Raw genomic sequence first — 22,651 nt, 5'->3', positions numbered from 1 at the left:
ATCTCAAGGGGGGGGCTGAGAGGGATTCATTTGTATATTTTTATCTTTTCCATGTAAAATGAAAGATAGACAAACCTTGAAGGAGTCAAACAAGTTGCCATCATTTCTTGCTATATTTACTCATGAAAATATCACATCATTTTTTGAAAGCTACAAGGCTTTTGGACCCATTGTGGCTATATTACTCCCTTTAATAGAAGCATTTCTACCGTTTTTACCTCTCGTGGCATTTGCGGTGGCCAATGCAAATGCTTTTGGGCTATGGGAAGGCTTTTTATTGACCTGGATTGGTGCAAGTGCAGGTTCTATCCTTGTCTTTTTACTGATCAGAAAATTTGGACAGATGAGGATGTTGAACTTTATTAGCAGACACCCTTCTATTCAAAAGCTAATGCTTTGGGTTGAAAAGCGGGGATTTGGTCCGTTGTTTATTTTACTCTGCTTTCCTTTTACACCGTCTGCTGCCGTTAATGTCGTAGCAGGTCTATCAAGAATCAGCGTCTGGCAGTTCTCATTAGCTGCTTTATCAGGGAAGTGTGTCATGCTCTTTATTATTAGTTTTATCGGCTATGACATTTCAGCTTTAGTAAAGAATCCGTTAAGAAGTGTTTTTGCGGTTCTAGTCATTGCTTTATTATGGTATGTTGGAAAGAGAGTAGAAAATAGGTTGAATATTCGGATGAGTCAGCGTGAGGACAAAGGAGGCTCTTAATGAAAAAGAAGCCATTGCTATGGTTCATGATTATTACATGCATCGTCTTGTTGTTCCAAGTAAAGAATTTCATGTTTGTCACGTACAAAGTAGAAGGGGTTAGTATGGACCCGACATTTACAGATGGAACAGAATTATTAATTAACAAGTTCTCGCCAAAACTCACGAAAATTAGCCGGTTTGACTATGTATTATTTCATGGCCCTAAAAATCAAATCTTGATCAAACGGGTCATTGGGCTTCCAGGAGAAACAATCAAATATGAAGATGATCAACTGTTTGTTGATGGTGTAAAGTGGAAAGAGCCGTATTTAAAAGAGCAGAAAAAACATAAAATGGGCAACGTCCTAACAGGTGATTTTCAGCTGAAAGCCATCACCGGTCGTCAGAACATACAAAACAATCATTACTTCGTGATCGGAGATAATCGAATACATAGCTTTGACAGCCGGCATTTTGGAACGATCTCAAAGGATCAAGTAGTCGGTGTAAAAAGGAATCATGATGAATAAAAAAGAGCCGCTCTGGATAAGTAGAGCGGCTCTTTCTATTTAGCGGTTTTATAATCAGTCTGTCTTTTTGCCCAGACATGATGTAAAAAACGAAAAAACGGTGGCAGCATGGCGATGACCAAAATAATTCTAACGACTTGTACAGCCACAACAAAGGTGGAATCCTCATGAAGTGTAACAGCTGTTGTGGCCATTTCTGCAATACCGCCAGGCGAAAAAGCAAGAATGGCTGTAATGACAGAAATACCTGTTATTTCTGCAATGGCAATTGAACTGAGAACGGTCGCAGCAATCAATCCGGCTGAGCTGACGACTGCCACAATCAAGGTATTTTTTAACCCGACAAACATTTGTTTATTCATTTTTGACCCGATGGTTGCCCCTAGAAATACCTGTGACGCAATGTTTGCTTGGGCTGGCCAGTAAGGAATCAAATCATGACCTGTCAAGGCGCCTGCCCCTACTTGGAGAGCTGCCACACCTAACATACTGCCGATGAGCCAAGGGGCGGGAAAGTGAAGACGCACGGCTAGGCGTGACATCAGCCATGCCCCTAAAATGAGTGCAGCAGTCCAAGAAATGTTTGATATTGTGAAAACGCCTGATGAGAAGGCGCTGCCTTGGGCGACTACCACATCTGATTGGCTTTTTGTATTTAAATAAAATACCGTAAATGGAATGGTCAGTACAACCATTAACACACGTATCGTTTGTACGAGACTCACTACAGCTGTATTAGCTCCAACCTCTTGGGCGATGCCCGGCATAGCGGAAAGACCGCCGGGGGCAGTGCCGACAAAGCTGGTCAGCATATCTGTTTTACTCAGCTTCCATAAGACAAACCCGGAGAGCATGGCTAATAAAATAGAAAAGACGAGCATGAAACTCACGGGAAGCCAATTTTCAGCGAAAATGTGAAGGACTTTCATGTTCATTTTTTGTCCTAGTTCGATTCCGAGAATGAATTGACCAAGGAGTAGCCATCTGCTGTGAATACGTAAGGTATTCTTTCCTTTACGCTGAAACAGGGCTGGACGGCGCAGGGCAATAAATGCAGCTGTCATTAATGTGCCAATCATCCAGCCGATAGACATCCCTGTTAGAGACAAAAGGAATCCACCTAAACCGCTTACCGCAATCAAAATGAGATCGGTTCGAAGGCTGTTTCCTTGCTTCATCACGTATAAACCTTCTTCCTGTATATTTGTTCAGTAAGTGAAATGTTGTTATCTTCACTATAATACAAAAGCCTCTATAAATAAAATACGAATTTTTTTAGTATTTTCATAAGATAATCTTATGGATAACTCTGTTAGAAAAAATTGTTTTTGATATAAATGACATATAATTTTTGTCAAAAACAAATACAATATACAACGATTTTCCCCTATTTTTGTTATCGGTTGACTATCATTTTCAATTACACTACAATGCTTAGTGTGAGGTGATGACATGAAAATTCCTTCTTTTAAATATAATGAAAAGGGATTGAACCGCTTTTTCGGTCCTTTAGAAGGAAGGATCATGGAGATCCTTTATCAAGGTGAGGATCTGCCGATTAAAGAGGTACAGCAGAAGCTGTCAGATGAGAAGCCAATTAATTTCAACACGGTCATGACGGTACTCAATCGATTAACCGAAAAAGGAATTGTGGAAAAAAAAACAAAAGGGCGTTCATCTATCTATAACCCTGTTTTAACAAAAGAAGAATTTCTAAATGAGCAAACGAAATGGATTACTCAAGGACTGATGGATGATTTCGGCCCCCTTGCAGTCAATCATATGGTGGACGCAATTGAAAGTGCTGATCCTGAATTACTGAAGGTACTCGAAGCAAGGCTTGCATCCAAAAAAGAGGAGAAACGACATGATTAAAATGAAGTCGAGTCTGCTGTTTTTAGGCGGTATATTGATTGGCTTAGTGATCTTTTACCAGATGGGCTATTATGTACTCTCAAGCTTTTTTGGCTGGAATCAAGCATATAACCTGATCCACGTATGTCAATCTGTTCTCGAATTTTATGGATTCACTCCTTTAAAGTATTTTCTGGATGCGTTCGTCTTGTATACGCTTGGTTTTGCCGTTTTCTATATGACAAAGCAGGTCAGAAAGTATCTTCATTTCAAAAGAAATATGATGATGGCAGTCGATCAACATTCAACGCAAAGTCTATCAGACAAGTATAGAAATGAGATCATTGTGTTTCATTGCCATGAACCGCTTGCTTTCGCAATGGGGATGCTTCGGCCAAAAGTGTATCTCTCAACAGCGCTTATAGACATGCTGGATGAAGGAGAAATCGATGCTGTTGTCTATCACGAATTACATCACAAATACAGCTACGATCCTTTAAAGACTTTCACTTTCTCTATGCTCACGAAAGTGATTTGGTACATTCCTGTGTTAAAGCATATGAGACAAAGTTACTCCGTTTTTCGTGAGGTCATTGCAGATGACTATGCCATTCAGCAGACAGGGACTGAGCTAGGAGTAGGGCAAGCCCTTTTGAAACTCATTAAAAATAGAACCCAGTTTCAAAAACAAACGAAATTTGCCGTGTCCTTTGGAGATCGAGCATTGAATTTAAGAATCCAAAAAATCTTAAACCCAACATACAACATACCGTTCAATGTACCACTTATCCCAACTGTGACATCAACCATCCTCATGTTGGTCTTAATGATTATGCTCAACTTAAATTACTAATTTTTTTTACGAATGAACATTACATGATGTAGTGTAAAAATGGGAGGAAATCACTATATGAAAACAAATCAAGAAATAGGAACACTTTTTGTACGCGTCATCTTAGGCATTATTTTCTTTTTACATGGGCTTCAAGCATATCAAGGTGGACTAGGAGGCACTGCGGCATTTTTTGGTCAAATTGGTGTCCCAGAATTTATGGCCTATATTGTCAAAACAATTGAACTGGTTGGTGGAATTGCCCTGATTCTAGGTTTAGGCACACGTCTTTTCGCAGCTTTATTTGTGCCAATTATGGCTGTAGCCATTATCACAGTTGGTTTTGCAAGAGGATTTGTGGGCGGTTATGAATTTGAACTTTCTTTAATGGTCATGGCGCTTTACTTGACACTTAGTGGAAGCAAGATGCTATCGATTGATGGATTGTTAAAACAACAGCAGCAAAGCAATGAAGCAAAATTTCATTAAATAACAAAAAACTCCTTCTGCGATTTGTAGCAGAGGAGTTTTTTTATGGTCAAAAGGTCGTTTTATCATTAAAAAAGGAAAAGCGAAGAGTCGTTTTGATGATGACAGCCCTTTATTTCACATATTGAATGAGCAAAAAAGCAATTTCATTTTTTGACGGAACATACGATCTCCTATTAAAATAGGAGTAACTAAGAAACATGGTGCGTTAAAAGATATAGAAACCAGACAGCATGCTGCTGTTCATCTTGAGCAATACGCTTCATTAATTCCTTTGTTCCTTGATCACGGACATAGTCTGATACCGTTAAGTAAAAATCGACTGTTTTTTGTTCGTCTTTAAAGGCAAATAAGAGACCTTCCCTAAATTGGTCTGGACAAGGCTCTGTTATGCTTGGTTTGTGGTTTTTACCAGTCAAAGAATAGTATAGCTTTGTAAATAGCTGATAATGTCTGACTTCATCCTGACGTATTTCTTGAATGATTTTTTTCGCTTCAGGATTTTTTGCTTTTTGTGCAAGTTTTTCATAGCATTGGATCGCAGAATATTCGCCATTGATGGCCTTTTCAAGGTCTGCAATGATCCTTGTGTTTTGGCGCATGTCATATGGCGAGTAGTCATAATAACCGTAATACATGATATTGCCAGCCTCCTTTTAGATCATGATGGTTTATGATATGAAAAGAGTCGGGAAAGGTGCCTATTTTCTTTTCGATCGGAGGAGAAAGGGAAGGTGATAGGAAAATAGCTATTTACCTTTATTTTCGCTAGAATATGAGTACATAAGAAAGGTGTTGTGGAACGTGGAGATTCAGTTTTTAGCAGGCAGATCGGGGAGTGGAAAAACGACTGCAATTCTAGAAGAAATCAAAGAACAACTGCGGCTTGATCCGCTGGGTCCGCCAATCATTTTTTTAGTCCCGGATCAAATGACATTTTTAATGGAATATGAGCTTGCAAAAACGTCTGAAGCTGGTGGAATGATCAGGGCCAAAGTCTTTAGTTTTACTCGGCTTGCCTGGTCTATATTACAGCAGACTGGCGGTGCGAACCGTCAATTTGTCACAAGCACAGGAATTCAAATGCTCTTAAGAAAAGTAATAGAAGAACAGAAAGACAAGTTTAAGGTATTCAAAAAGGCGAGTGATAAACCGGGATTTGTTGAGCAAATAGAAAAGACGATGGCTGAATTCAAAAGGTACTGTATGATGCCGGAGGATATTGAAAAAATCTCGGCATCCAGTATGCATTCAGAGTATACAGAAGAAAGACGTGCGGCGGAAAAATTGCATGATCTTCATGTTCTTTATCAGCAGATGGAGCAGCATCTGCAAGATGAGTATGTGCATTCAGAGGATTACTTGACACTTCTGGCTCAGCAAATTCCTTTATCAGAAGAATTGAGAGGGGCACACATTTATATAGATGGTTTTTATCAGTTTACCCCCCAGCAGCTTCTTGTCATTGAACAGCTTTTGCTACATGCAGAAAAAATAACAGCTGCATTCACAGTGGATCGTTCCTATCATGACACGCAGCCAAATGAACTTGATTTATTTCGCATGACAGGTAAGACATATTCCCAGCTTTATCAGCTGGCTAAAGAGTGCGGAGCGGTTATTTCTGAGAACATTTTGGAGAGAAATAAGCGGCATCTTCATACCCCAGATCTAGCTTATTTAGAAAATCAATATGAACAGAGACCTTTGCGGCCGTATCAAGAAGAAACGCCTCACCTTACCGTATCGAAAAGTGCAAATAAACGAGCTGAAATTGAGGGGGTAGCGAGAGATATTCTTGATTTAGTAAGAGAGGAAGGTCTTAGGTTACGAGATATCTCAATTGTTGCAAGACATGTAGACGACTATAAAGATACGTTAAAAGAGGTGTTTCGAGATTACGATATTCCTTTCTTTATTGATGGAAATGAATCGATGCAGTATCATCCGCTCATTGAGTTCATTCGTTCGAGCCTCGATGTCATAAAAGGGAACTGGCGGTATGAGGCGGTGTTTCGCTGTGTGAAAACGGAGTTCTTATTTCCGCTTGAACTCGCTAAAAACAAAGCAAGAGAACAGGCGGATCAGCTTGAAAACTATTGTATTGCTTACGGTGTAAAAGGTGAACGCTGGACGAATGGTTCACGATTTCATTATCGCCGCTTCCAATCACTAGATGAAGATTTTGGACAAACCGATCAAGAAATAGAAATGGAGCAAATGCTGAATGATGTAAAAGAATGGATTGTTCCGCCTCTCTTTCAATTGCAAAAAAGATTGAAAAAAGCGCAAAAGCTAAGAGACATGGTGGAGGCAGTGTATGTCTTTCTAGAAGAAGCCCAAGTGCCAGAAAAGCTTGAAAAGGCAAGGCTTGAGGCAGAAGAAGCAGGCAGGTTAGCTGAAGCGATGCAGCATGGTCAAGTGTGGGATGCTGTCGTTCAATTGATGGATGAATTTGTTGAAATGCTGGGCGAGGAGGAGCTCTCATTTCCATTATTTCAACAGATGATAGATACAGGACTGTCCTCTCTCAAGTTCGCTTTGATTCCCCCTTCACTTGATCAAGTGTTTATCGGAAGTATGGATTTATCCAGAATGTATCAAGTAAAGTGTACGTTTGTCATTGGAGTAAATGATGGGGTTATACCTGCCCGGCCCTCTGATGAAAGTGTATTGTCTGAGGACGACCGGGAATGGTTAAAACGTGCAGGAGCAGAGCTGGCAGAGACAGGGAAGGAACGGCTGCTGGATGAACAATTTTTGATATATCAAGCGCTGTCCAGTCCATCGCACTACCTGTATTTATCCTATTCAGCTTCAGATACGGAAGGGCGGTCTCTTTTGCCTTCGACCCTCATCAAGTATTGTGAGGAACTGATGCCAAACCATCAGCAAGCCCTCTATGTGTTAGATCCAGAGCAGTTGGATGATCAGGAGCAATTAAAATTTGTAACAAACGAGCATGTCTCGTTATCCTATACCGTTTCGCAGCTGCAACAATGGCTCAATCAATATCCGATCAGCGGCGTATGGTGGAGTGTATATAATCATTTGATGACCTCGTCAAACCGCGACGTATCAAAAAAAATCATGTCCAGCTTGTTCTTTACAAATAGAGCGAAACGTTTAAAGCCGAATGTCACAAAAGAACTTTACGGTGACCATATTCAGGGCAGTGTTTCAAGAATGGAGAAATTCAATGCATGTGCATTTTCTCATTTTGCTTCCCACGGGTTAAAACTAAAAGATCGACAATTTTACAAATTAGAAGCACCTGATATCGGTCAGCTCTTTCACTCGGCTTTAAAACTGATTTCAGATACGCTTGTTGAACAAAAAAAGGATTGGAAAAACTTAACGAAGGAAGATTGTGTGACCTACTCAAGGCATGCAATCGAACAGCTGGCTCCACGTCTGCAAAAAGAAATTTTATTAAGCTCTAATCGGCATGCTTATATAAAAGAAAAGCTCCAAAAAATCCTCATCAGGGTGTCTTCTATATTAAGCGAACATGCAAAAGTGAGCGGATTCTCTCCGGTTGGACTTGAGTTAGGTTTTGGAGGTCAAGGACCTCTGCCGCCGTTTACTTTTCAATTAAAAAACGGCTGCACGATGGAGCTTGTTGGAAGGATTGACCGAGTGGATAAAGCAGAAGGATCAAAAGGACTTCTATTAAGAATTGTCGACTATAAGTCCAGTGAGAAGGGGCTTGATCTAGCAGAAGTTTACTACGGTTTAGCCTTGCAAATGCTCACTTATTTAGACCTGACCATTACGTATTCTAAAGAATGGCTTGGCATGGAAGCGACACCGGCAGGAATTTTATACTTCCATATTCATGACCCGCTGATTCAAGCGCCTATTCCGCTTGGAGAAGATGCAATTGAGCAGGAAATATTGAAGAAATTTAAAATGAAGGGTCTATTGCTCGAAGATGTGGAAGCAGTGAAGTTGATGGATCAAACACTCGAATCAGGAAGATCACAAGTCATCCAAGCTGGTTTGAAAAAGGATGGTTCTTTCCGATCTGACTCTGCGGTATTAAGTGAAGATCATTTTCACATTCTCACAAAACACGTTCGGCGAACCTTTGAAGAGGCAGGAGAAAGAATTACAAGCGGTGAGGTAGAGATAAACCCATATAAATTAAAGGATCAAACCCCTTGCCGCTTTTGCTCCTTTAAGTCTATTTGCCAATTTGATGAATCAATAGAAGATAATGAATTTAGGGTGCTCACCTCTGAGAAGGATGATGTCATGTTAGACCGGATCAAAAAAGAAGGGGATCAGTATGCAAATACCAAAACCGAATAACAGTACTTGGACAGATGACCAATGGAACGCCATCGTTTCAGAAGGACAAGATATTCTTGTTGCTGCGGCGGCAGGGTCAGGGAAAACAGCGGTCTTGGTTGAACGGCTCATTCGAAAAATGACTCGGCCGGAGCAGCCAGTTGATGTGGACAGGCTGCTCGTAGTGACTTTTACCAATGCTTCAGCAGCAGAAATGAAGCACCGGATCACTGAAGCACTTGAAAAAGAACTATCTAAAAACCCTGGTTCCCTTCATATGCGGAGACAGCTGTCACTTATGAATCGTGCCAATATTTCTACCTTGCACTCTTTTTGTTTGCAAGTTCTCCGTACCTTTTATTATGAGATTGACCTTGATCCAGGTTTTCGTTTGGCTGATCAAACAGAAGGAGAATTATTAGGAGATGAAGTGTTAGATGAACTGTTTGAGGATGAGTATAAGGCTGGAAAGCCGTCATTCTTTGAACTCGTTGATCGTTACACATCTGATCGGCATGATTTAGATCTTCAATGGCTTGTCAAAAGAATTTATGAGTTTTCTAGGTCACATCCAGCGCCCGAACAATGGATGCGGGCATTCCTTTCTCTTTATGATGTGGATACACAGACAAAGGTAGAAGAGTTACCCTTTTATCCATATATCAAAGAGGACCTTTCTCTCGTTTTAAGAAGCTGTCAGGAACTGCTGGAACAAGCGCTCACTTTATCAAAAGAGCCGGGCGGTCCAGCACCGAGAGCAGAGAATTTTATAGATGATTTAGAGCAAGTAAATGAATTAATAAGGCATCAAGATGATTTTGGAACACTTTATGAGCTTTTGCCAAACATCAATTTTAAAAGGTTAAAGACTTGCAAAGGGGATGACTATGACCCAGCTCTGTTAGAAAAAGCAACAGATGCACGCAATCAAGCCAAAAAACAATTAGAAAAGCTAAAAGATGAATACTTTATGCGCAGTCCCGATCAGCATTTAAAAAGCTTGGCTGAAATGAAGCCAGTTGTAGAAACACTTGTAGAGCTTGTGATTCAATATGGCGAGCGTTTCGAAAGAGCAAAACAAGAAAAATCAATCGTAGACTTTTCGGATCTAGAACATTATTGTTTGCGCATTTTAGCGAAGCAGGACGCAGAAGGAAATCTCATTGAAACAGAAGCGGCTAAATACTATCAACAGCAATTTGAAGAAGTACTCGTGGATGAATACCAGGATACAAACCTTGTCCAAGAAACGATTTTAAAGCTCGTGTCTAAAGGAAAACATCCTGCCGAAGGCAACCGCTTTATGGTTGGTGATGTGAAGCAGTCCATTTATCGCTTTAGACTTGCAGAGCCGATGCTCTTTTTAAATAAATATAAACAATTCAAAGCAGATAGCAAAGAAACAGGTAAAAGAATTGATCTAAATAAAAACTTCCGCAGCCGGGCTGATGTTTTAGACAGTACCAACTTTCTGTTCAAACAGCTGATGGGAGAAACAGTTGGAGAAATTGAATATGATGAACAAGCTGAATTAAAGCTTGGAGCGAGTTATCCGCAAAGCGAAGACACGACGTCAGAAATGCTTCTTGTTCATTTAGATCAGCACGACACAGAAAACGATGAAGAACGAGAAGAGTTAGAGACGGTACAATTTGAGGCGAGAGTGATTGCGAAGAAAATAAAAGAACTGGTAGAACAGCCTTTTCAAGTGTACGATGCAAAACAGCAGCTGACCCGCAACTTGCAGTATCGAGACATTGTGATCTTGCTTCGCTCAATGCCGTGGGCTCCGCAAATGATGGAAGAGTTGAAGAAGCAGGGAATCCCTGTTTATGCGAATCTTTCCTCAGGTTATTTTGAAGCTACAGAAGTATCTGTCATTCTTTCTTTGTTAAAAGTGATTGATAATCCATATCAAGATATTCCGCTCGCTGCTGTTTTAAGGTCACCTCTTGTTCATTTAGACGAAAATGAGATGGCACTGATTAGAACAAGTGATAAAAAAGGCACTTATTATGACGCTGTGAAGGCATTTATGAGTGTGACACACTCTGATCATCCGACATGCAGAAAGCTGGAGCGTTTCTTCCTTCAATTACGCAAATGGCGTGATTTTTCGATTCAGCATTCGGTAGCAGAACTGATTTGGGAAGTGTACCGAGATACACAATATCTAGATTATGTCGGCGGGATGCCAGGAGGTAAGCAAAGACAGGCAAACCTTCGGGCTTTATATGATCGAGCGAAACAGTATGAAAAGGCTGCATTTAGAGGGCTGTTTCGATTTCTTCGATTTATTGAAAGAATGCAAGAGCGTGGAGATGATCTTGGAGCGGCAAAAACGTTCAGTGAAACAGAGGATGTTGTCCGCATGATGACCATTCATAGCAGTAAAGGACTCGAATTCCCTGTTGTGTTTACTGCAGGACTTGGCAGGAACTTTAACATGATGGATTTAAACCAGTCCTATTTGCTCGATAAAGAATTAGGTTTTGGCAGCAAATATATTCATCCTGAGCTGAGAATTAGTTATGCAACATTACCGCTGATCGCGATGAAAAAAAAGATGAGAAAAGAACTATTATCTGAAGAACTGAGGGTTCTATATGTGGCGCTCACAAGGGCAAAGGAAAAATTATTTTTAGTCGGCTCTGTCAAAAATCAAGTGAAAGCTTTAAGCAAGTGGCAAAATGCCGCAAACGGAGACGACTGGCTTCTTCCTGATTTTGAACGATATCAAGCGAGAACATACTTAGATTTTATTGGCCCAGCTCTTATCCGTCATCAAGCGATGTCTTCTCTTTTAGAAGAATCGAGAGAAGTCGTTCTCTCGCATCCATCATCATTTTCTATCACCTTTCATCAAGCGTCCGATCTTCTACAAGAAGACATATCACTTGAAAAACAAAAACAAGACGAAGTGGTACAAGCATTAATGGAAGGTGTGCCTGTTCAAGGATATGGCGATTACGAGGAGGAAGTAAAAGAAAGACTTTCATGGCGTTATCCATATTTAGCGGCCTCCCAAGTAGGGACAAAGCAGTCAGTTTCTGAAATCAAAAGAATGAAAGAAATACAGGATGAATACAGTGTGCCTTCTTCCGTTCGAAAAGCTCGTGCGACATTGTACGAACGACCGGCTTTTATGAAGAAAAAAACACTCACAGCCGCAGAACAAGGGACGGCCATGCATACAGTCATGCAGCATATCCCTCTTCCTTCAAATGAACCATATGATGAATCTCGTGTAGAAGAGCTGCTCCATTCTTTAAAAGAGAAAGACTTACTAACAGATGAACAAATCCAGTCCATCAATCGAGAAGGAATTGTGGCCTTCTTTTCTACTGCTATTGGTCAAAAACTGCGGAAAGCGGACTGGGTGAAACGAGAAGTATCGTTTAGTATGGTTTTACCGGTTAAAGAGGTATACAGCCATATTGATGCAGAAGGTGAACCTGTGCTCATTCAAGGAATGATTGATTGTTTATTTGAAGCAGATGGCAAGCTCTATTTACTTGATTATAAAACAGATCGAGTGACTGGCAGATTCTCAGGTGGCTTAGAGGAAGCTGAAGCGATGTTAAAAAAACGCTATGAAACGCAAATATCGTTGTATACAGCAGCGGTAGAGCGTTTAACAAACAGAACATTAGAGGAGAAAATCCTTTATTTCTTTGATGGAAATCTAGAAATTTCTTTATAGGTGGAATGAATGAGAGGTGAATCACATGAGGATTCTGCATACAGCGGATTGGCATCTAGGGAAAACCCTTGAAGGCCGAAGCAGGCTTGAAGAGCAAGCGGAGTTTTTAGATGAATTAAATCAAATCGTCAAGGATGAACACATTGATGTCATTGTGATGGCAGGCGATGCCTTTGATACAGTGAACCCTCCTGCTCGCGCAGAACAGCTTTTTTATGAAAGTCTGTCTGCATTATCTGATAAAGGAAAGCGTCAGGTGGTTGTGATCTCTGGCAACCATGATAACCCAGACCGTTTATCAGCCGCATCTCCTTTAACGAATGAGCAGGGGATTCATTTAATTGGATATCCGACAAATGATTTAATTCATGTCGATGTTCCTTCTGCAAGTGAACGTCTATCTATTGCCGCACTCGCTTACCCATCCGAAGCAAGGCTAAACGAGGTGCTGGCTGAAACATTTGAAGAGAAACTGCTCCGTGATCAGTACAATTTAAAAATACAACAAATGTTTCAACATTTAAGCAACCAATTTCAGGCGGATACGGTCAATATCGCAACAAGTCATATTTATGTGGCAGGTGGCAGTCAAACGGATTCGGAAAGGCCGATTGAAGTGGGAGGCGCATATACCGTTGCGGCCGAAAGTCTGCCTGAGGCGGCTTGTTATGTCGCACTGGGGCATTTGCATCGCCCCCAAACCATTAAACGTGCCAAAACGATTGCCCGCTATTCTGGCTCTCCACTTGCATACAGCTTTTCTGAAGCAGGCTACGCCAAATCAGTCACCATTGTAGATGCAAAACCGAATGAAACAGCAAGCTGGAAAGAAGTGTTTTTATCAAGCGGTAAACCACTTATGAAGTGGAAGGCGACTGAAGGACTGAGCCAAGTACACAGTTGGCTGGATGAAAAGCGGGATCTTCAAGCCTGGATTGATTTAGAGATTCACTTAACAGATCAGCTGTCGATCGAACAAATTCATCAGCTTAGAAAACAGCATAGTGGATTTGTCCATATTAGACCAAAGTTTAAAGAGTTACAGCAAAAAGAAGAACAAAAACAAGTGGAAAAGCTCTCGATTGAAGAGCGGTTCGTGAAATTTTATGAGCGTCAGACAGGTGGAGGTCTACCTGATGAAAAAACCGTCAAGCTATTTTTAGAGCTTGCCAATGACATGCAAGAGGAGGAAGCGAATTGAAGCCGATCACGCTAACCATTAAAGGACTTCATAGCTTCAGAGAAGAGCAAACCATTGACTTTAGCTCCTTATGTGATGCAGGTGTGTTTGGTATTTTTGGACCGACTGGAAGCGGAAAATCGTCTATATTAGATGCCATGACACTAGCACTCTATGGCAAGGTCGAACGTGCACTCAATAATACGCATGGTATTTTGAACCAAGCTGAAGAAAAGCTGTCTGTCTCCTTTACGTTCGCTTTGCAAAGGGAACACCATATTTCTTATAAAGTGGAACGTGCCTTTAAACGGGCAGATGAAATGAAGGTTAGAACGACGTTATGCCGATTGATTGAAATTGGTGATACGCAGACAGTTCTTGCAGATAAAGCAAGTGAGGTCAATCGTAAAATAGAAGAATTACTTGGTTTAACCATTGACGATTTTACGAGAGCGGTTGTTTTACCCCAAGGAAAGTTTGCGGAATTCCTTTCATTGAAAGGAGCCGACAGACGCCAAATGCTGCAGCGTTTGTTTAATTTGGAGAAATATGGTGATCAGCTCGTCAAACGTTTACGCGCAAAGGCTCAAAATCACTATGGTCAGAAAAACGAACTGCTGGCTGAACTGACTGGATTAGGAGAAGCTGGTCCAGAGGCATTAGCGAAAGCTAAAGAAGCAGCTGCGCAGGCGCAAGCTATTTTTCTTGAGAAAAAACAAACGCGGGACGAAGCGTTCACTACTTTTACAAAAGCGCAAGCCATCTGGCAGTATCAAAAGGAACAAGAAGCGTACGAGAAGGAACAAAACAAACTCAATCTACTGGCATCCACGATGGAAGAGAAAAAGAATCAACTTCGCATTGCAGAGCAGGCAGAGACATTAAAGCCTTATGCGGATGCATTAACAAAGGCTGAAAAGCAGCTCTCTCAAGCATCAAAAGAGAAGCAGGAAGCAGAAAAACATTTACTTCATCAACGAACGATCTATGATCAAATGACGCAGGAGTATGAGCAAACACGGCAAAAGAAAATGGAAAATGAGCCAGAGCTTCTTCAAAAGAAAGAGCAGCTGATTCAATTAAAAGAAATTGAACGAAAAAAAGAAACAGCTCTTCAGGAAAAGACCGTACTAGAGCAGCAAAACCATGAAAAAGCGCAGCAATTGACTCAAAAAAAAGCGGAAGCCGAAAACCTGCAATCTTTATTAGAGCGTGCGCTTGCGAAACAAACACAGTTGAAGCATGAGCTGGAACAATTACAAGTCTCTGTCAAAGAGCGGAAACTTGTACAAGACGCACTTCGTTTCAGTGAAAATGTTCAAAGAATGAATGTGAGTATTCAAAAGGAAGAACAAAAGATTGAGGAGCTAAGACAGCGTTCAGCACAGGCGACACAATCATATGAAAAGCTTCAAAAACAGCAAAAAGATCATCATGAAAAAATAAATCAATCGTTTCAAGCGATAGAACAATTGTATTTTTATGTATGTGAATTTGAACGAGGTCTTACAGAATGGAGTCATAAAGAGCAGGACAAAAAACAAGAAAAATTAAAACAGCGTGATGTTGTCAGATCGGCAGAATTAAGAAAAGAATTAGCGGCAGAGCTAGTAGACGGTGAACCATGTCCTGTTTGTGGATCAATTCATCATGATCCAAATGCTGTGATAGACAATGACCATGAAGAAACGGTTGCCCAAATTGATGAATGGATTGTAAAAATGGATAAAGAGCTCAAGCAGGCAGAGGAATATGCTAGAGACATGTTTGCTGCAAAGCAGCTGCTTGAAACGCATGCCAATCAATTAGTTAAACAGTTCTCCTTTTTATCTCAAAAAGCCCCCGATTCGGAAGTAGCTGCAGCAGTAGAAGCAGTACAGAATCCGCAGTCTTTGCACCAGCTGATTCAAGAATGGAAAGGCGTAAAACAAGATATTCAAGCAATCGAAAGCAAACGAGCTCGTTTAATGGACGTCACTTATGATCAAGCGGCAGAAATGAGCAAAGTCAAAGATCAACTGACATTTGAGCAGCAGCGCATACAAGAACTAGACATGCTGATCAAGGAGCTTCGATCTGAGCTTTCCGAACAACTGACGCAATTTGAACAGACCTTTCCTCACCTGACAATCAACCAAGTGCAGGAAATGCAGCAACAAATTGACGAAAAGGATCAACAAGCGGAAGGTTATCAAGAGCGTATTGAGAAGAGTATTTCTTTTCTAGAGGAAAAACAGCAGGCAAAAGAGCATCTGCAAACAGCCATATACGATCTAGAGAAGGAACTCGATAAGCTGGCGCATCAGCTGGGAAGCCAGCAACACCTGATCGATCAATATGAAACAGATTTACAGCGATATCCTTTAAAAGCCGCTTCTCTTTCTGATGAACTGGACGAAGTTCAACAATCTCTTGCTCATTTAAATGAAAAAGAACAGCAATCGTACGAGCAATTTAAGCATGCACAGCAATTATTTAGTGAGGCACAAAGCCATTTCTCAAGCAGTGAACGTCAGCTCCAAGAGGCGAAGCGGCGAAAACAAGAAGCTGAGAAAGCGTGGCAAAAAGAAACAGCATCTACTCCTTTTGCTCATCCTCAGGAGATAGCACCTGCTTTAATGGATCGATCTGTACGTCTTACAGTCAAACAGGAAATTGATGAATTTGAGGATAAAAGAAAGCAATGTGCAGCAAACTTAAAGCGAATTTCTGAACTGTTAAAAGGTGAGTCGCTGGATGAAGACGAGTGGACAGACATTCAACTAAAAAAAGAAGCGGCGGAAAAAGCGCTTGAAGAAGCGACAGCGCTGAGTGGATCTGCACAAGAGCATCTGCGAGTGATTGAAGCAAACCATCAGCGCTTTGCAAGCATTCATGAACGCCTTGAAGAACTGCAGCAAGAAATTGACCGGCTGGATAAGCTTCAAACTGTGTTTAAAGGGAATACATTTGTTGAGTTCCTAGCAGAAGAACAGCTAGAAAGTGTCAGCCGTGATGCTTCTCATCGTCTTGGGATTTTGACAAGACAAAGGTATGCCATTGAAGTCGATTCAGAGGGCGGTTTTGTGATGCGGGATGATGCCAATGGAGGTGTCAGACGTCCGGTATCCAGCTTGTCTGGGGGAGAAACTTTCCTGACGTCTTTAGCACTTGCCCTTGCTCTGTCTGCACAAATTCAGCTGAGAGGTGAGTTCCCGCTGCAATTCTTCTTCTTAGATGAAGGATTTGGTACGCTCGATCAAGACTTGTTAGATACGGTGATTACAGCATTAGAGAAGCTACAGTCTCAAAATTTGGCCGTTGGTGTGATTAGCCATGTGGAAGAATTAAAGATGAGACTGCCAAAGAAACTGATTGTCCACCCAGCAGATCCAAGCGGGAAAGGAACAACAGTCTCGATGGAATTAATGTAAAGTGAGGTGATCTCAGGATGGCAAAGCAAACGATTGGATTATGTGAGCTGTGCGGAAGACAAGAGGTCGTCCTTACGGAACATCACTTGACGCCAAGAGAAGAGGGAGGGGCCTTTCTACCGACTGCCTTCCTGTGTATCCCTTGCCATAAACAGATACATGCTCTTTATACAAACCAGGAGCTTGCCGCACGTTTGAATACGCTGGATGCACTAAGACAAGATGAAAAGCTTGTTCCGTACATCAAATGGATTCGAAAGCAGCCGGCAAGCAAGCTGGTCAAAACAAAGAAATCAAGACAACGCAGAAAGAAATAAACATAAAAAAGCGCTCCTCTAAATGAAATGAGTGAAGAGGAGCCGCTTTATGCATTGCCTACCATATTCTGATCATTTAAGTCAGGATCCACATAGTTGGTGGCGCTAATGCCATTATTTAAAATCAAGAAATCTCCGGTATTCCCCGCTCCAGAGCCTAAAGCAGATTTTGAAGAACTTTTAGGCGAAAGATAAAATGAGTCACCGACGTTTACGACGCCCCCAGAAATCGAGTTAATGTAAATGGGTCCGACAATTGCTGGCATAATCGACATCCTTTATTCGAAGTCATATCACCATCATATGCGCAGGTAGGTCCAATTGTGAGTTTGGCGGATGTTCGTCATTGTTGCTAAATAACTCTCGAATATGCTTCACTCGCGCAACGGCATTTATTCCGCACGTAGAGCCAATTTGATAGATAGACGAGGAAGAGACCCCTTCTACATGAATGGACGAAACTTTAATGAGAGGCTTTTCATGATAAAAGGCCGTTCTAACCGCTCGTTCTGGCAGCATCAATGGGATCGGCTCATAATACACTTCAAATTCTTTTGCATCTAGGTTTTCAGCTTCATTTCCATAAAACAAACTAATGGTTCGCTGAACAGCTAACACCTTCACGTTCGGACATAGCTCTTGTGTATCACCAATTTGAACAACACTTGAAATCCCGACAGAATTCACCTTCGAGAACTTCACTTGAGATGTGCGCTTGATCATTATCGAGGGGCTAGAGGAACAAACGGTCCAATAATTAATGATTCTGGCGGTGTATCGAAAATCGATGACAGTTGTACGTGATCCGTGTCCCCGATAATAAATAGGGAAGAGGACGATACCCCAACTACTTTAATGCTTCCGGTTTCGATGTTGCGGTTGACGACTGTGAAATTCATCCGTTTTCCTCTCCTTTCGTTTCATTTGGAATATGGGCTAAAAAGTGCTCGATTGCCCGTTTGACATCATGTTTCACGTATTCAGCAATTTGCTCGGAACGTTGAAGCGGGGTCATATCTTCCCTTTGTGGCAGCTGCCCCGCATAATATTTGATTCTGCTGTCTATTTGTTTTCGAATGTCCTCAATGATATGGTGTTTGTTGCTTTCATCAAGCGAGCCTTCGTATCGCTGCTCTAGTTCTTCAAGAAGCTGCGGTGCTTCTTCATTTAAGAATGCATCGACAAGCTGGCGTGTTTGATTGAAAAATTGATCAGCCATTTCTTGCTGCATCATTCCAATTCCCGGGGTTGTTGTTTGGCCCACTTCAAAATTTTGAACACTATTTGGATCAGATGGATTGAGGCCGATATTTAATGTGCCTTCCAGCCGCTCGATTTTCAGTTGATCAAATTGATAATCAATCCGTTCAATCGTTGTTGTCGGTTTAACTTTGATCATTTGCATTTCCTGCTGAAGCTCGTTAAGCCTTTTTTCAAGCATCATGATTTGCTGTGTTTGCTTTTGAATGATGCCATACATTTGTGAAGCGCTGTTTTGATAGTCATACATATGCATACACCTCCGGGGATTGCAGATGAACTTATGTTGTTGGTGACTGAAGCGGTACAAAAGGTGCCGTGCTTGCGCCTTGAGACTCTTCAATTCCTTGTGTGCCTGCTGCGGCAGGTGCTGACTCTACATAGCTTCCAGTGTTATACAGATTGGAGAGTGCCTTGATTGATCCAGCACTGCCGATTTGCAGAACGGATGAGTTACTCACAGACTCCACACGTAAGTAATTAATTTGTATCGCTTGATTAATATAGAAGTTCAATGGATTCTCACTCCTTACAAGTTACCAACAAGCGGTTGATCAATGACATCACTATCATACGTATTTGTCACACTTTTATAGTTGCTAATGCGTAATTGATCACCAGTGTTAAAACTGCCTGCGCCGGCAAACGTTTTAACCTGACTATTTGGAGAAATGGTGATGCAGTCTCCAACATGAACGACTCCGCTCGTTCCGACGGCATTTACTTTAAAGGCTCCAACAATAGCCGGCATAGCGGTGCACATCCTTTAGAAAAATAGGGCACTTCGTTTTTGGGCGTTTCACCATAGCTTATGATGGGTCTTTTAATATGTGATTGTCTTTTTGAAGAACTTTGATGAGAGGAATGAAGTGTATGGTTTACCCTTTATTCGAGCATTCTTTAGAGGTGGTTTTGATGCCTTTATTTAAGAGTGTGTCAAGCTCTTGACTGCACCTGATAGTTTCTTCGGCATTCATTCCGAATTTTTTTGCGGTCTCAATCAAATGTAATCTTTTTTGTTCAATTTCATAATTGATCATAACGGACGCCAACTCTCACATTTTTTATCAAATAGAAGGATATGGTTAGTATACCCTATTTTTCTATAAAAAAAGCTCTTTCGTCAATATGAGAACTAAAGTGACAAAATTCGAAAGTGTCTTTACAGGCGCGATGTCTCTTTTTTAATCTCAGTTTGTAAATAACGTCGTCTTTTGTTGATATACTGTCGGATTAATTCTCGCTCTGAACGCAGCATGTCTTGTCGGTTTTTCGTATATGGATCATCTCCAATTCGCTGCTCAATCGAAGCATGCCATGACTCAATGATGGGGAGAAGCTGTTTTTCTAAAAAATGTGTATCTAGTACGTGCTGGAAAAGGGCATAATATTCTCTTTTAAATGCAGGGATGTCTAGTAATCTAGCGGTTAATGTATTGAAACCGCTGACTGGAATATAATCAAACGCCATTTCTTCTCCGTGAATATCACGACCCCAAGTCGCATCATAATCCCAAGGCATTACTTGAAACCTTCCTTGATCATTCACATAAAGCGCATAGTTATGAACAAAGCCATCAAAATTTTGGGTACACACGACACCAATGAGCCAGCGGAAATATTGTGTTACATCAAGGTACTGCTCAATCTTATTTGCAAACGTGTCGTCCCTTGCGGTGTTCAAAAAGTAAATAAATTCACTCAGCTGCTTGTCGTGTTCAGGTGTTCCTGTTTTTTTCTCATAACCGAGAAGAAGATGTTTTTTAGGCTTTTTATCAAATGAACTTAAAAGAGAGAAATTGGCGTCATCATCTACAGCATAATAAATGCCGCCTCCATGCAGCTGTCGTTTTTGGAGGAACAGCTCATCTACAGATTCTATTTTTAAATAAATGCCTTCTTTTCTTCCATTAATAGTAAGAAACACATGAGAAGCGGTCGGGCTGAACACACCCATTTGTTCAAAGAAATAAAAAGACAGCCTGTTGCGAATGAAAGAAGGATCATTGTACTCTGCATTTAAGTGAAAAAGGGATTCGCCCTGTCTTTGCTTTGGTTTTCGATATTCAATTTGATAGGATTTTTTCTTGAGCTTTCGGATGTGTGATCCTCGGTATGAGGCATAAATATGTGACTTCGTTTGGCCGGTTTTCAGAATGGCCTCGACGGGTTCATCGTTCCATACGTCCTTTTTTAATTCCATGAGATCTTTTGGATGAATCCAGATATCCAGTTGTTTTAAAGGTTCTGTGTCCATGCGTTCATCACCCTCCTATATCTCCTCCACTATATGAAAATGAAGGAATGTCCTGTACCTGCTGGTAGGTATTCATGGAGTTTTCTAAGAAAGAGGCATTCGCCAAGAACACTTGTCTATCGAGTCTCGTAACATAAAGCAGAGAAGATAAACAGCTTTGTCTGTTTGTTTTGTCAGAGCACAGATTGGGAGGGGAATTGTTCGTGAGCACATTTGATCATTCGCATATTGAACATGCAGTTGATTCACTTCGAAGTGAGGGGCGTGATCATCACTTAGATCGTGAACCAGAATCGGGACATTCGCACAAATCATCTCGTTCTCGTCATTCAAATCGCCGTCACTGGTTCTTTGGTGGAGGAGGCTGCCGTAAGTCACATCGCAGCAAAAAAAGCCATAAAAGCTATCGTTCTAAAAAAAGCTATCGCTCTAAAAAAAGTCGCTGCTCAAAAAAAAGTGTAAAGAGCGAGAAACCATGCAAAAGTAAAAAGTCGTATAAAAGCAAAAAGTCTTGCCGCAGCAAAAAGAGTGAACCAAAAAAATCATGCCGCAGCAAACACAGATCACATCATAAGAAAAGCTGCCGCAAATCACACCGCAGCTATCGATCTAAACGTTCTCATCACCACAAACGGAGTCACTCTTGCCGAAGATGCGGAAAGAAAAAACATCATTCCCGCCATCAAGGAAATGTTGATCGTAAATGGGATCAAGGGAATATGTGGGAGTATCGACGCTACCGCTAAATGTCAGGTCTTCATTTTTGAAACCCTTTTTAAAAGAGAGTATGATAAAAAAGGGTTTTTTTTATTTCGTAGAGAAATAAAAATGAGACATCATAATGTAGTGAAATGAAGATTGTGAGGGGAAGACATGAAGTTTTTTACAGGTGAGATACATAACAGATTGTTTATCGGGGTCGTCATTGATGATGAATGGGTGATGGACGTCAAAAAGGCAGAAGCAAAACTATTTGAGCTAGAAACATTGCCAAACTCTTTATCTGAATGCATCAATATGGGGGACAAGTTTGTCGAACACGTCAAACAGCTTCTTGATTGGGCGGAGAAAAAAGAAGAAGACCGCGGCTCTTATGTCTATCCGCTTTCGGACGTGACACTCCATGCACCGATTCCAAAACCAACGAAAAACATCATGTGTGTTGGGAAAAACTATCAAGATCACGTCATGGAAATGGGAAGTGCGGCAGATATTCCTAAAGACGTGATGATCTTTACAAAGGCGCCTACCTCTGTTGTAGGGCATGAAGCGGACATTCTTCTCCATGAAGATGTGACAAGTGAATTGGATTACGAAGGGGAGCTTGCCATTGTCATTGGCAAAACAGGAAAGAATATTGCTCCTGAAGAGGTCCACGATTACATTTTCGGTTACACCATTTTAAATGATATAACGGCAAGAGATTTGCAGAAAAAACACAAACAATTTTTCATCGGAAAAAGTTTAGATACAACTTGTCCAATGGGACCTTATATCGTTCACAAGTCAGTGATCGAGGATCATGGAGCACTCCATGTAGAAACAAAGGTAAACGGAGAGGTTCGTCAGTCTGCCAGTACGGAATTAATGATCTTCCCAATTGAAGACATTGTGTCAACTCTTTCAAAAGGGATGACGCTGGAAGCGGGAGACATCATTGCAACAGGTACACCTTCTGGAGTCGGCAAAGGTTTTGAACCGCCAAAATTTTTAGCCTCAGGCGATCAGGTTGAAGTAACAATTGAACCAATTGGGACGTTATCAAATCGCGTCAAATAAAGGCGTGTTGACACAGGATTGTCGCTTTGTGTTCGACTTATTTCGTGGTA

General features: G+C 41.1%; 22 protein-coding genes and 1 pseudogene. 13 read left to right on the top strand and 10 right to left on the bottom strand.

From position 1 onward, the window contains the following. Nucleotides 1-94: 94 nt before the first annotated feature. Both FBF75_RS04220 and lepB read left to right on the top strand, forming a co-directional pair. Nucleotides 95-712, top strand: coding sequence for a TVP38/TMEM64 family protein (locus FBF75_RS04220; protein ID WP_017360223.1), 618 nt, complete (start codon nucleotides 95-97; stop codon nucleotides 710-712). Beyond that, the gene (gene lepB, locus FBF75_RS04215; RefSeq protein WP_007499139.1) at nucleotides 712-1,224 is read left to right on the top strand and encodes a signal peptidase I; all 513 of its coding nucleotides are present in this window, start codon (nucleotides 712-714) and stop codon (nucleotides 1,222-1,224) included. The genes FBF75_RS04220 and lepB overlap by 1 nt, the downstream gene beginning before the upstream one ends. Nucleotides 1,225-1,259: 35 nt before the next feature. Here lepB and FBF75_RS04210 read toward each other — a convergent pair whose 3' ends face one another. After that, nucleotides 1,260-2,402 carry an AbrB family transcriptional regulator gene (locus FBF75_RS04210; RefSeq protein WP_048002596.1) on the bottom strand — a complete coding sequence of 381 codons (1,143 nt, stop codon included), beginning with the start codon at nucleotides 2,400-2,402 and terminating at the stop codon, nucleotides 1,260-1,262. 274 nt (nucleotides 2,403-2,676) lie between these two features. On the opposite strand from FBF75_RS04210, the gene FBF75_RS04205 reads away from it, so the two are divergent. Genes FBF75_RS04205 through FBF75_RS04195 form a run of 3 tightly spaced genes read left to right on the top strand, consistent with a single transcriptional unit; the run spans nucleotide 2,677 to nucleotide 4,399 of the window. Then, nucleotides 2,677-3,099: a BlaI/MecI/CopY family transcriptional regulator gene (locus FBF75_RS04205; RefSeq protein WP_136944466.1), complete on the top strand. Its 423-nt coding sequence runs from the start codon at nucleotides 2,677-2,679 to the stop codon at nucleotides 3,097-3,099. After that, on the top strand, nucleotides 3,092-3,931 hold the full coding sequence (locus FBF75_RS04200) for a M56 family metallopeptidase (RefSeq protein WP_048002565.1): 840 nt from the start codon (nucleotides 3,092-3,094) through the stop codon (nucleotides 3,929-3,931). The genes FBF75_RS04205 and FBF75_RS04200 overlap by 8 nt, the downstream gene beginning before the upstream one ends. A gap of 57 nt (nucleotides 3,932-3,988) precedes the next feature. Beyond that, nucleotides 3,989-4,399 (top strand): DoxX family protein, encoded by a 411-nt coding sequence (locus FBF75_RS04195; protein ID WP_008348626.1) that lies wholly within the window; start codon nucleotides 3,989-3,991, stop codon nucleotides 4,397-4,399. Nucleotides 4,400-4,590: 191 nt separating this feature from the next. Here FBF75_RS04195 and FBF75_RS04190 read toward each other — a convergent pair whose 3' ends face one another. Then, nucleotides 4,591-5,037: a ferritin-like domain-containing protein gene (locus FBF75_RS04190; protein ID WP_007499129.1), complete on the bottom strand. Its 447-nt coding sequence runs from the start codon at nucleotides 5,035-5,037 to the stop codon at nucleotides 4,591-4,593. Nucleotides 5,038-5,203: 166 nt separating this feature from the next. On the opposite strand from FBF75_RS04190, the gene addB reads away from it, so the two are divergent. From addB to FBF75_RS04165, 5 genes are read left to right on the top strand one after another with little or no spacing between them, the layout of a single operon-like run. Continuing rightward, nucleotides 5,204-8,713 carry a helicase-exonuclease AddAB subunit AddB gene (addB, locus tag FBF75_RS04185; protein ID WP_050827122.1) on the top strand — a complete coding sequence of 1,170 codons (3,510 nt, stop codon included), beginning with the start codon at nucleotides 5,204-5,206 and terminating at the stop codon, nucleotides 8,711-8,713. Then, entirely contained in the window at nucleotides 8,691-12,395 is a 3,705-nt protein-coding gene (gene addA / locus FBF75_RS04180) for a helicase-exonuclease AddAB subunit AddA (RefSeq protein WP_050827123.1), read from the top strand. Before addB ends, addA begins: the two co-directional genes overlap by 23 nt. Before the next feature lie 25 nt (nucleotides 12,396-12,420). Further along, nucleotides 12,421-13,596 carry an exonuclease subunit SbcD gene (gene sbcD, locus FBF75_RS04175; protein WP_007499123.1) on the top strand — a complete coding sequence of 392 codons (1,176 nt, stop codon included), beginning with the start codon at nucleotides 12,421-12,423 and terminating at the stop codon, nucleotides 13,594-13,596. Further along, nucleotides 13,593-16,988: an exonuclease subunit SbcC gene (gene sbcC, locus FBF75_RS04170; RefSeq protein WP_136944465.1), complete on the top strand. Its 3,396-nt coding sequence runs from the start codon at nucleotides 13,593-13,595 to the stop codon at nucleotides 16,986-16,988. Before sbcD ends, sbcC begins: the two co-directional genes overlap by 4 nt. Nucleotides 16,989-17,005: 17 nt before the next feature. Beyond that, entirely contained in the window at nucleotides 17,006-17,305 is a 300-nt protein-coding gene (locus FBF75_RS04165; protein ID WP_048001713.1) for an HNH endonuclease, read from the top strand. 47 nt (nucleotides 17,306-17,352) lie between these two features. On the opposite strand, the gene FBF75_RS04160 is transcribed toward FBF75_RS04165, so the two are convergent. From FBF75_RS04160 to FBF75_RS04125, 8 genes are all read right to left on the bottom strand, one after another. After that, a complete protein-coding gene (locus FBF75_RS04160) occupies nucleotides 17,353-17,571 on the bottom strand; it encodes a spore germination protein (protein WP_003211468.1) in 219 nt (72 codons plus the stop codon). A 22-nt stretch (nucleotides 17,572-17,593) separates the two neighbouring features. Beyond that, nucleotides 17,594-18,028: a spore germination protein GerPE gene (locus tag FBF75_RS04155; RefSeq protein ID WP_024720023.1), complete on the bottom strand. Its 435-nt coding sequence runs from the start codon at nucleotides 18,026-18,028 to the stop codon at nucleotides 17,594-17,596. Next, on the bottom strand, nucleotides 18,028-18,204 hold the full coding sequence (locus FBF75_RS04150) for a germination protein GerPD (RefSeq protein ID WP_003210893.1): 177 nt from the start codon (nucleotides 18,202-18,204) through the stop codon (nucleotides 18,028-18,030). Before FBF75_RS04150 ends, FBF75_RS04155 begins: the two co-directional genes overlap by 1 nt. Beyond that, on the bottom strand, nucleotides 18,201-18,815 hold the full coding sequence (locus tag FBF75_RS04145) for a spore germination protein GerPC (protein WP_136944464.1): 615 nt from the start codon (nucleotides 18,813-18,815) through the stop codon (nucleotides 18,201-18,203). The genes FBF75_RS04150 and FBF75_RS04145 overlap by 4 nt, the downstream gene beginning before the upstream one ends. Before the next feature lie 31 nt (nucleotides 18,816-18,846). Further along, nucleotides 18,847-19,080, bottom strand: coding sequence for a spore germination protein GerPB (locus FBF75_RS04140; RefSeq protein WP_035392485.1), 234 nt, complete (start codon nucleotides 19,078-19,080; stop codon nucleotides 18,847-18,849). A gap of 14 nt (nucleotides 19,081-19,094) precedes the next feature. Next, a complete protein-coding gene (locus FBF75_RS04135; RefSeq protein ID WP_003211745.1) occupies nucleotides 19,095-19,316 on the bottom strand; it encodes a spore germination protein in 222 nt (73 codons plus the stop codon). Between the two features lie 127 nt (nucleotides 19,317-19,443). Then, on the bottom strand, nucleotides 19,444-19,605 hold the full coding sequence (locus FBF75_RS04130) for an aspartyl-phosphate phosphatase Spo0E family protein (RefSeq protein WP_008348605.1): 162 nt from the start codon (nucleotides 19,603-19,605) through the stop codon (nucleotides 19,444-19,446). A gap of 122 nt (nucleotides 19,606-19,727) precedes the next feature. Then, nucleotides 19,728-20,822, bottom strand: a complete 1,095-nt coding sequence (locus FBF75_RS04125) for a CotH kinase family protein (RefSeq protein WP_136944463.1) — start codon at nucleotides 20,820-20,822, stop codon at nucleotides 19,728-19,730. A 203-nt stretch (nucleotides 20,823-21,025) separates the two neighbouring features. On the opposite strand from FBF75_RS04125, the pseudogene FBF75_RS20000 reads away from it, so the two are divergent. The 3 genes and pseudogenes from FBF75_RS20000 to FBF75_RS04110 all read left to right on the top strand — a co-directional run. Continuing rightward, nucleotides 21,026-21,076, top strand: a pseudogene (locus tag FBF75_RS20000) (hypothetical protein); the annotation flags it as partial. Nucleotides 21,077-21,350: 274 nt separating this feature from the next. After that, complete coding sequence (locus FBF75_RS04115) at nucleotides 21,351-21,677, top strand: hypothetical protein (RefSeq protein ID WP_048001711.1); 327 nt, start codon at nucleotides 21,351-21,353, stop codon at nucleotides 21,675-21,677. Nucleotides 21,678-21,695: 18 nt separating this feature from the next. After that, on the top strand, nucleotides 21,696-22,601 hold the full coding sequence (locus FBF75_RS04110; protein WP_007499116.1) for a fumarylacetoacetate hydrolase family protein: 906 nt from the start codon (nucleotides 21,696-21,698) through the stop codon (nucleotides 22,599-22,601). The last annotated feature ends 50 nt before the right edge of the window (nucleotides 22,602-22,651 follow it).

This window comes from Bacillus sp. S2(2019) (assembly GCF_005144805.1).
GTDB classification, from domain to species: domain Bacteria; phylum Bacillota; class Bacilli; order Bacillales; family Bacillaceae; genus Bacillus; species Bacillus altitudinis.
Note: the sequence above shows the minus strand (reverse complement) of the source record. Positions and strands in the feature narration are given on the sequence as shown.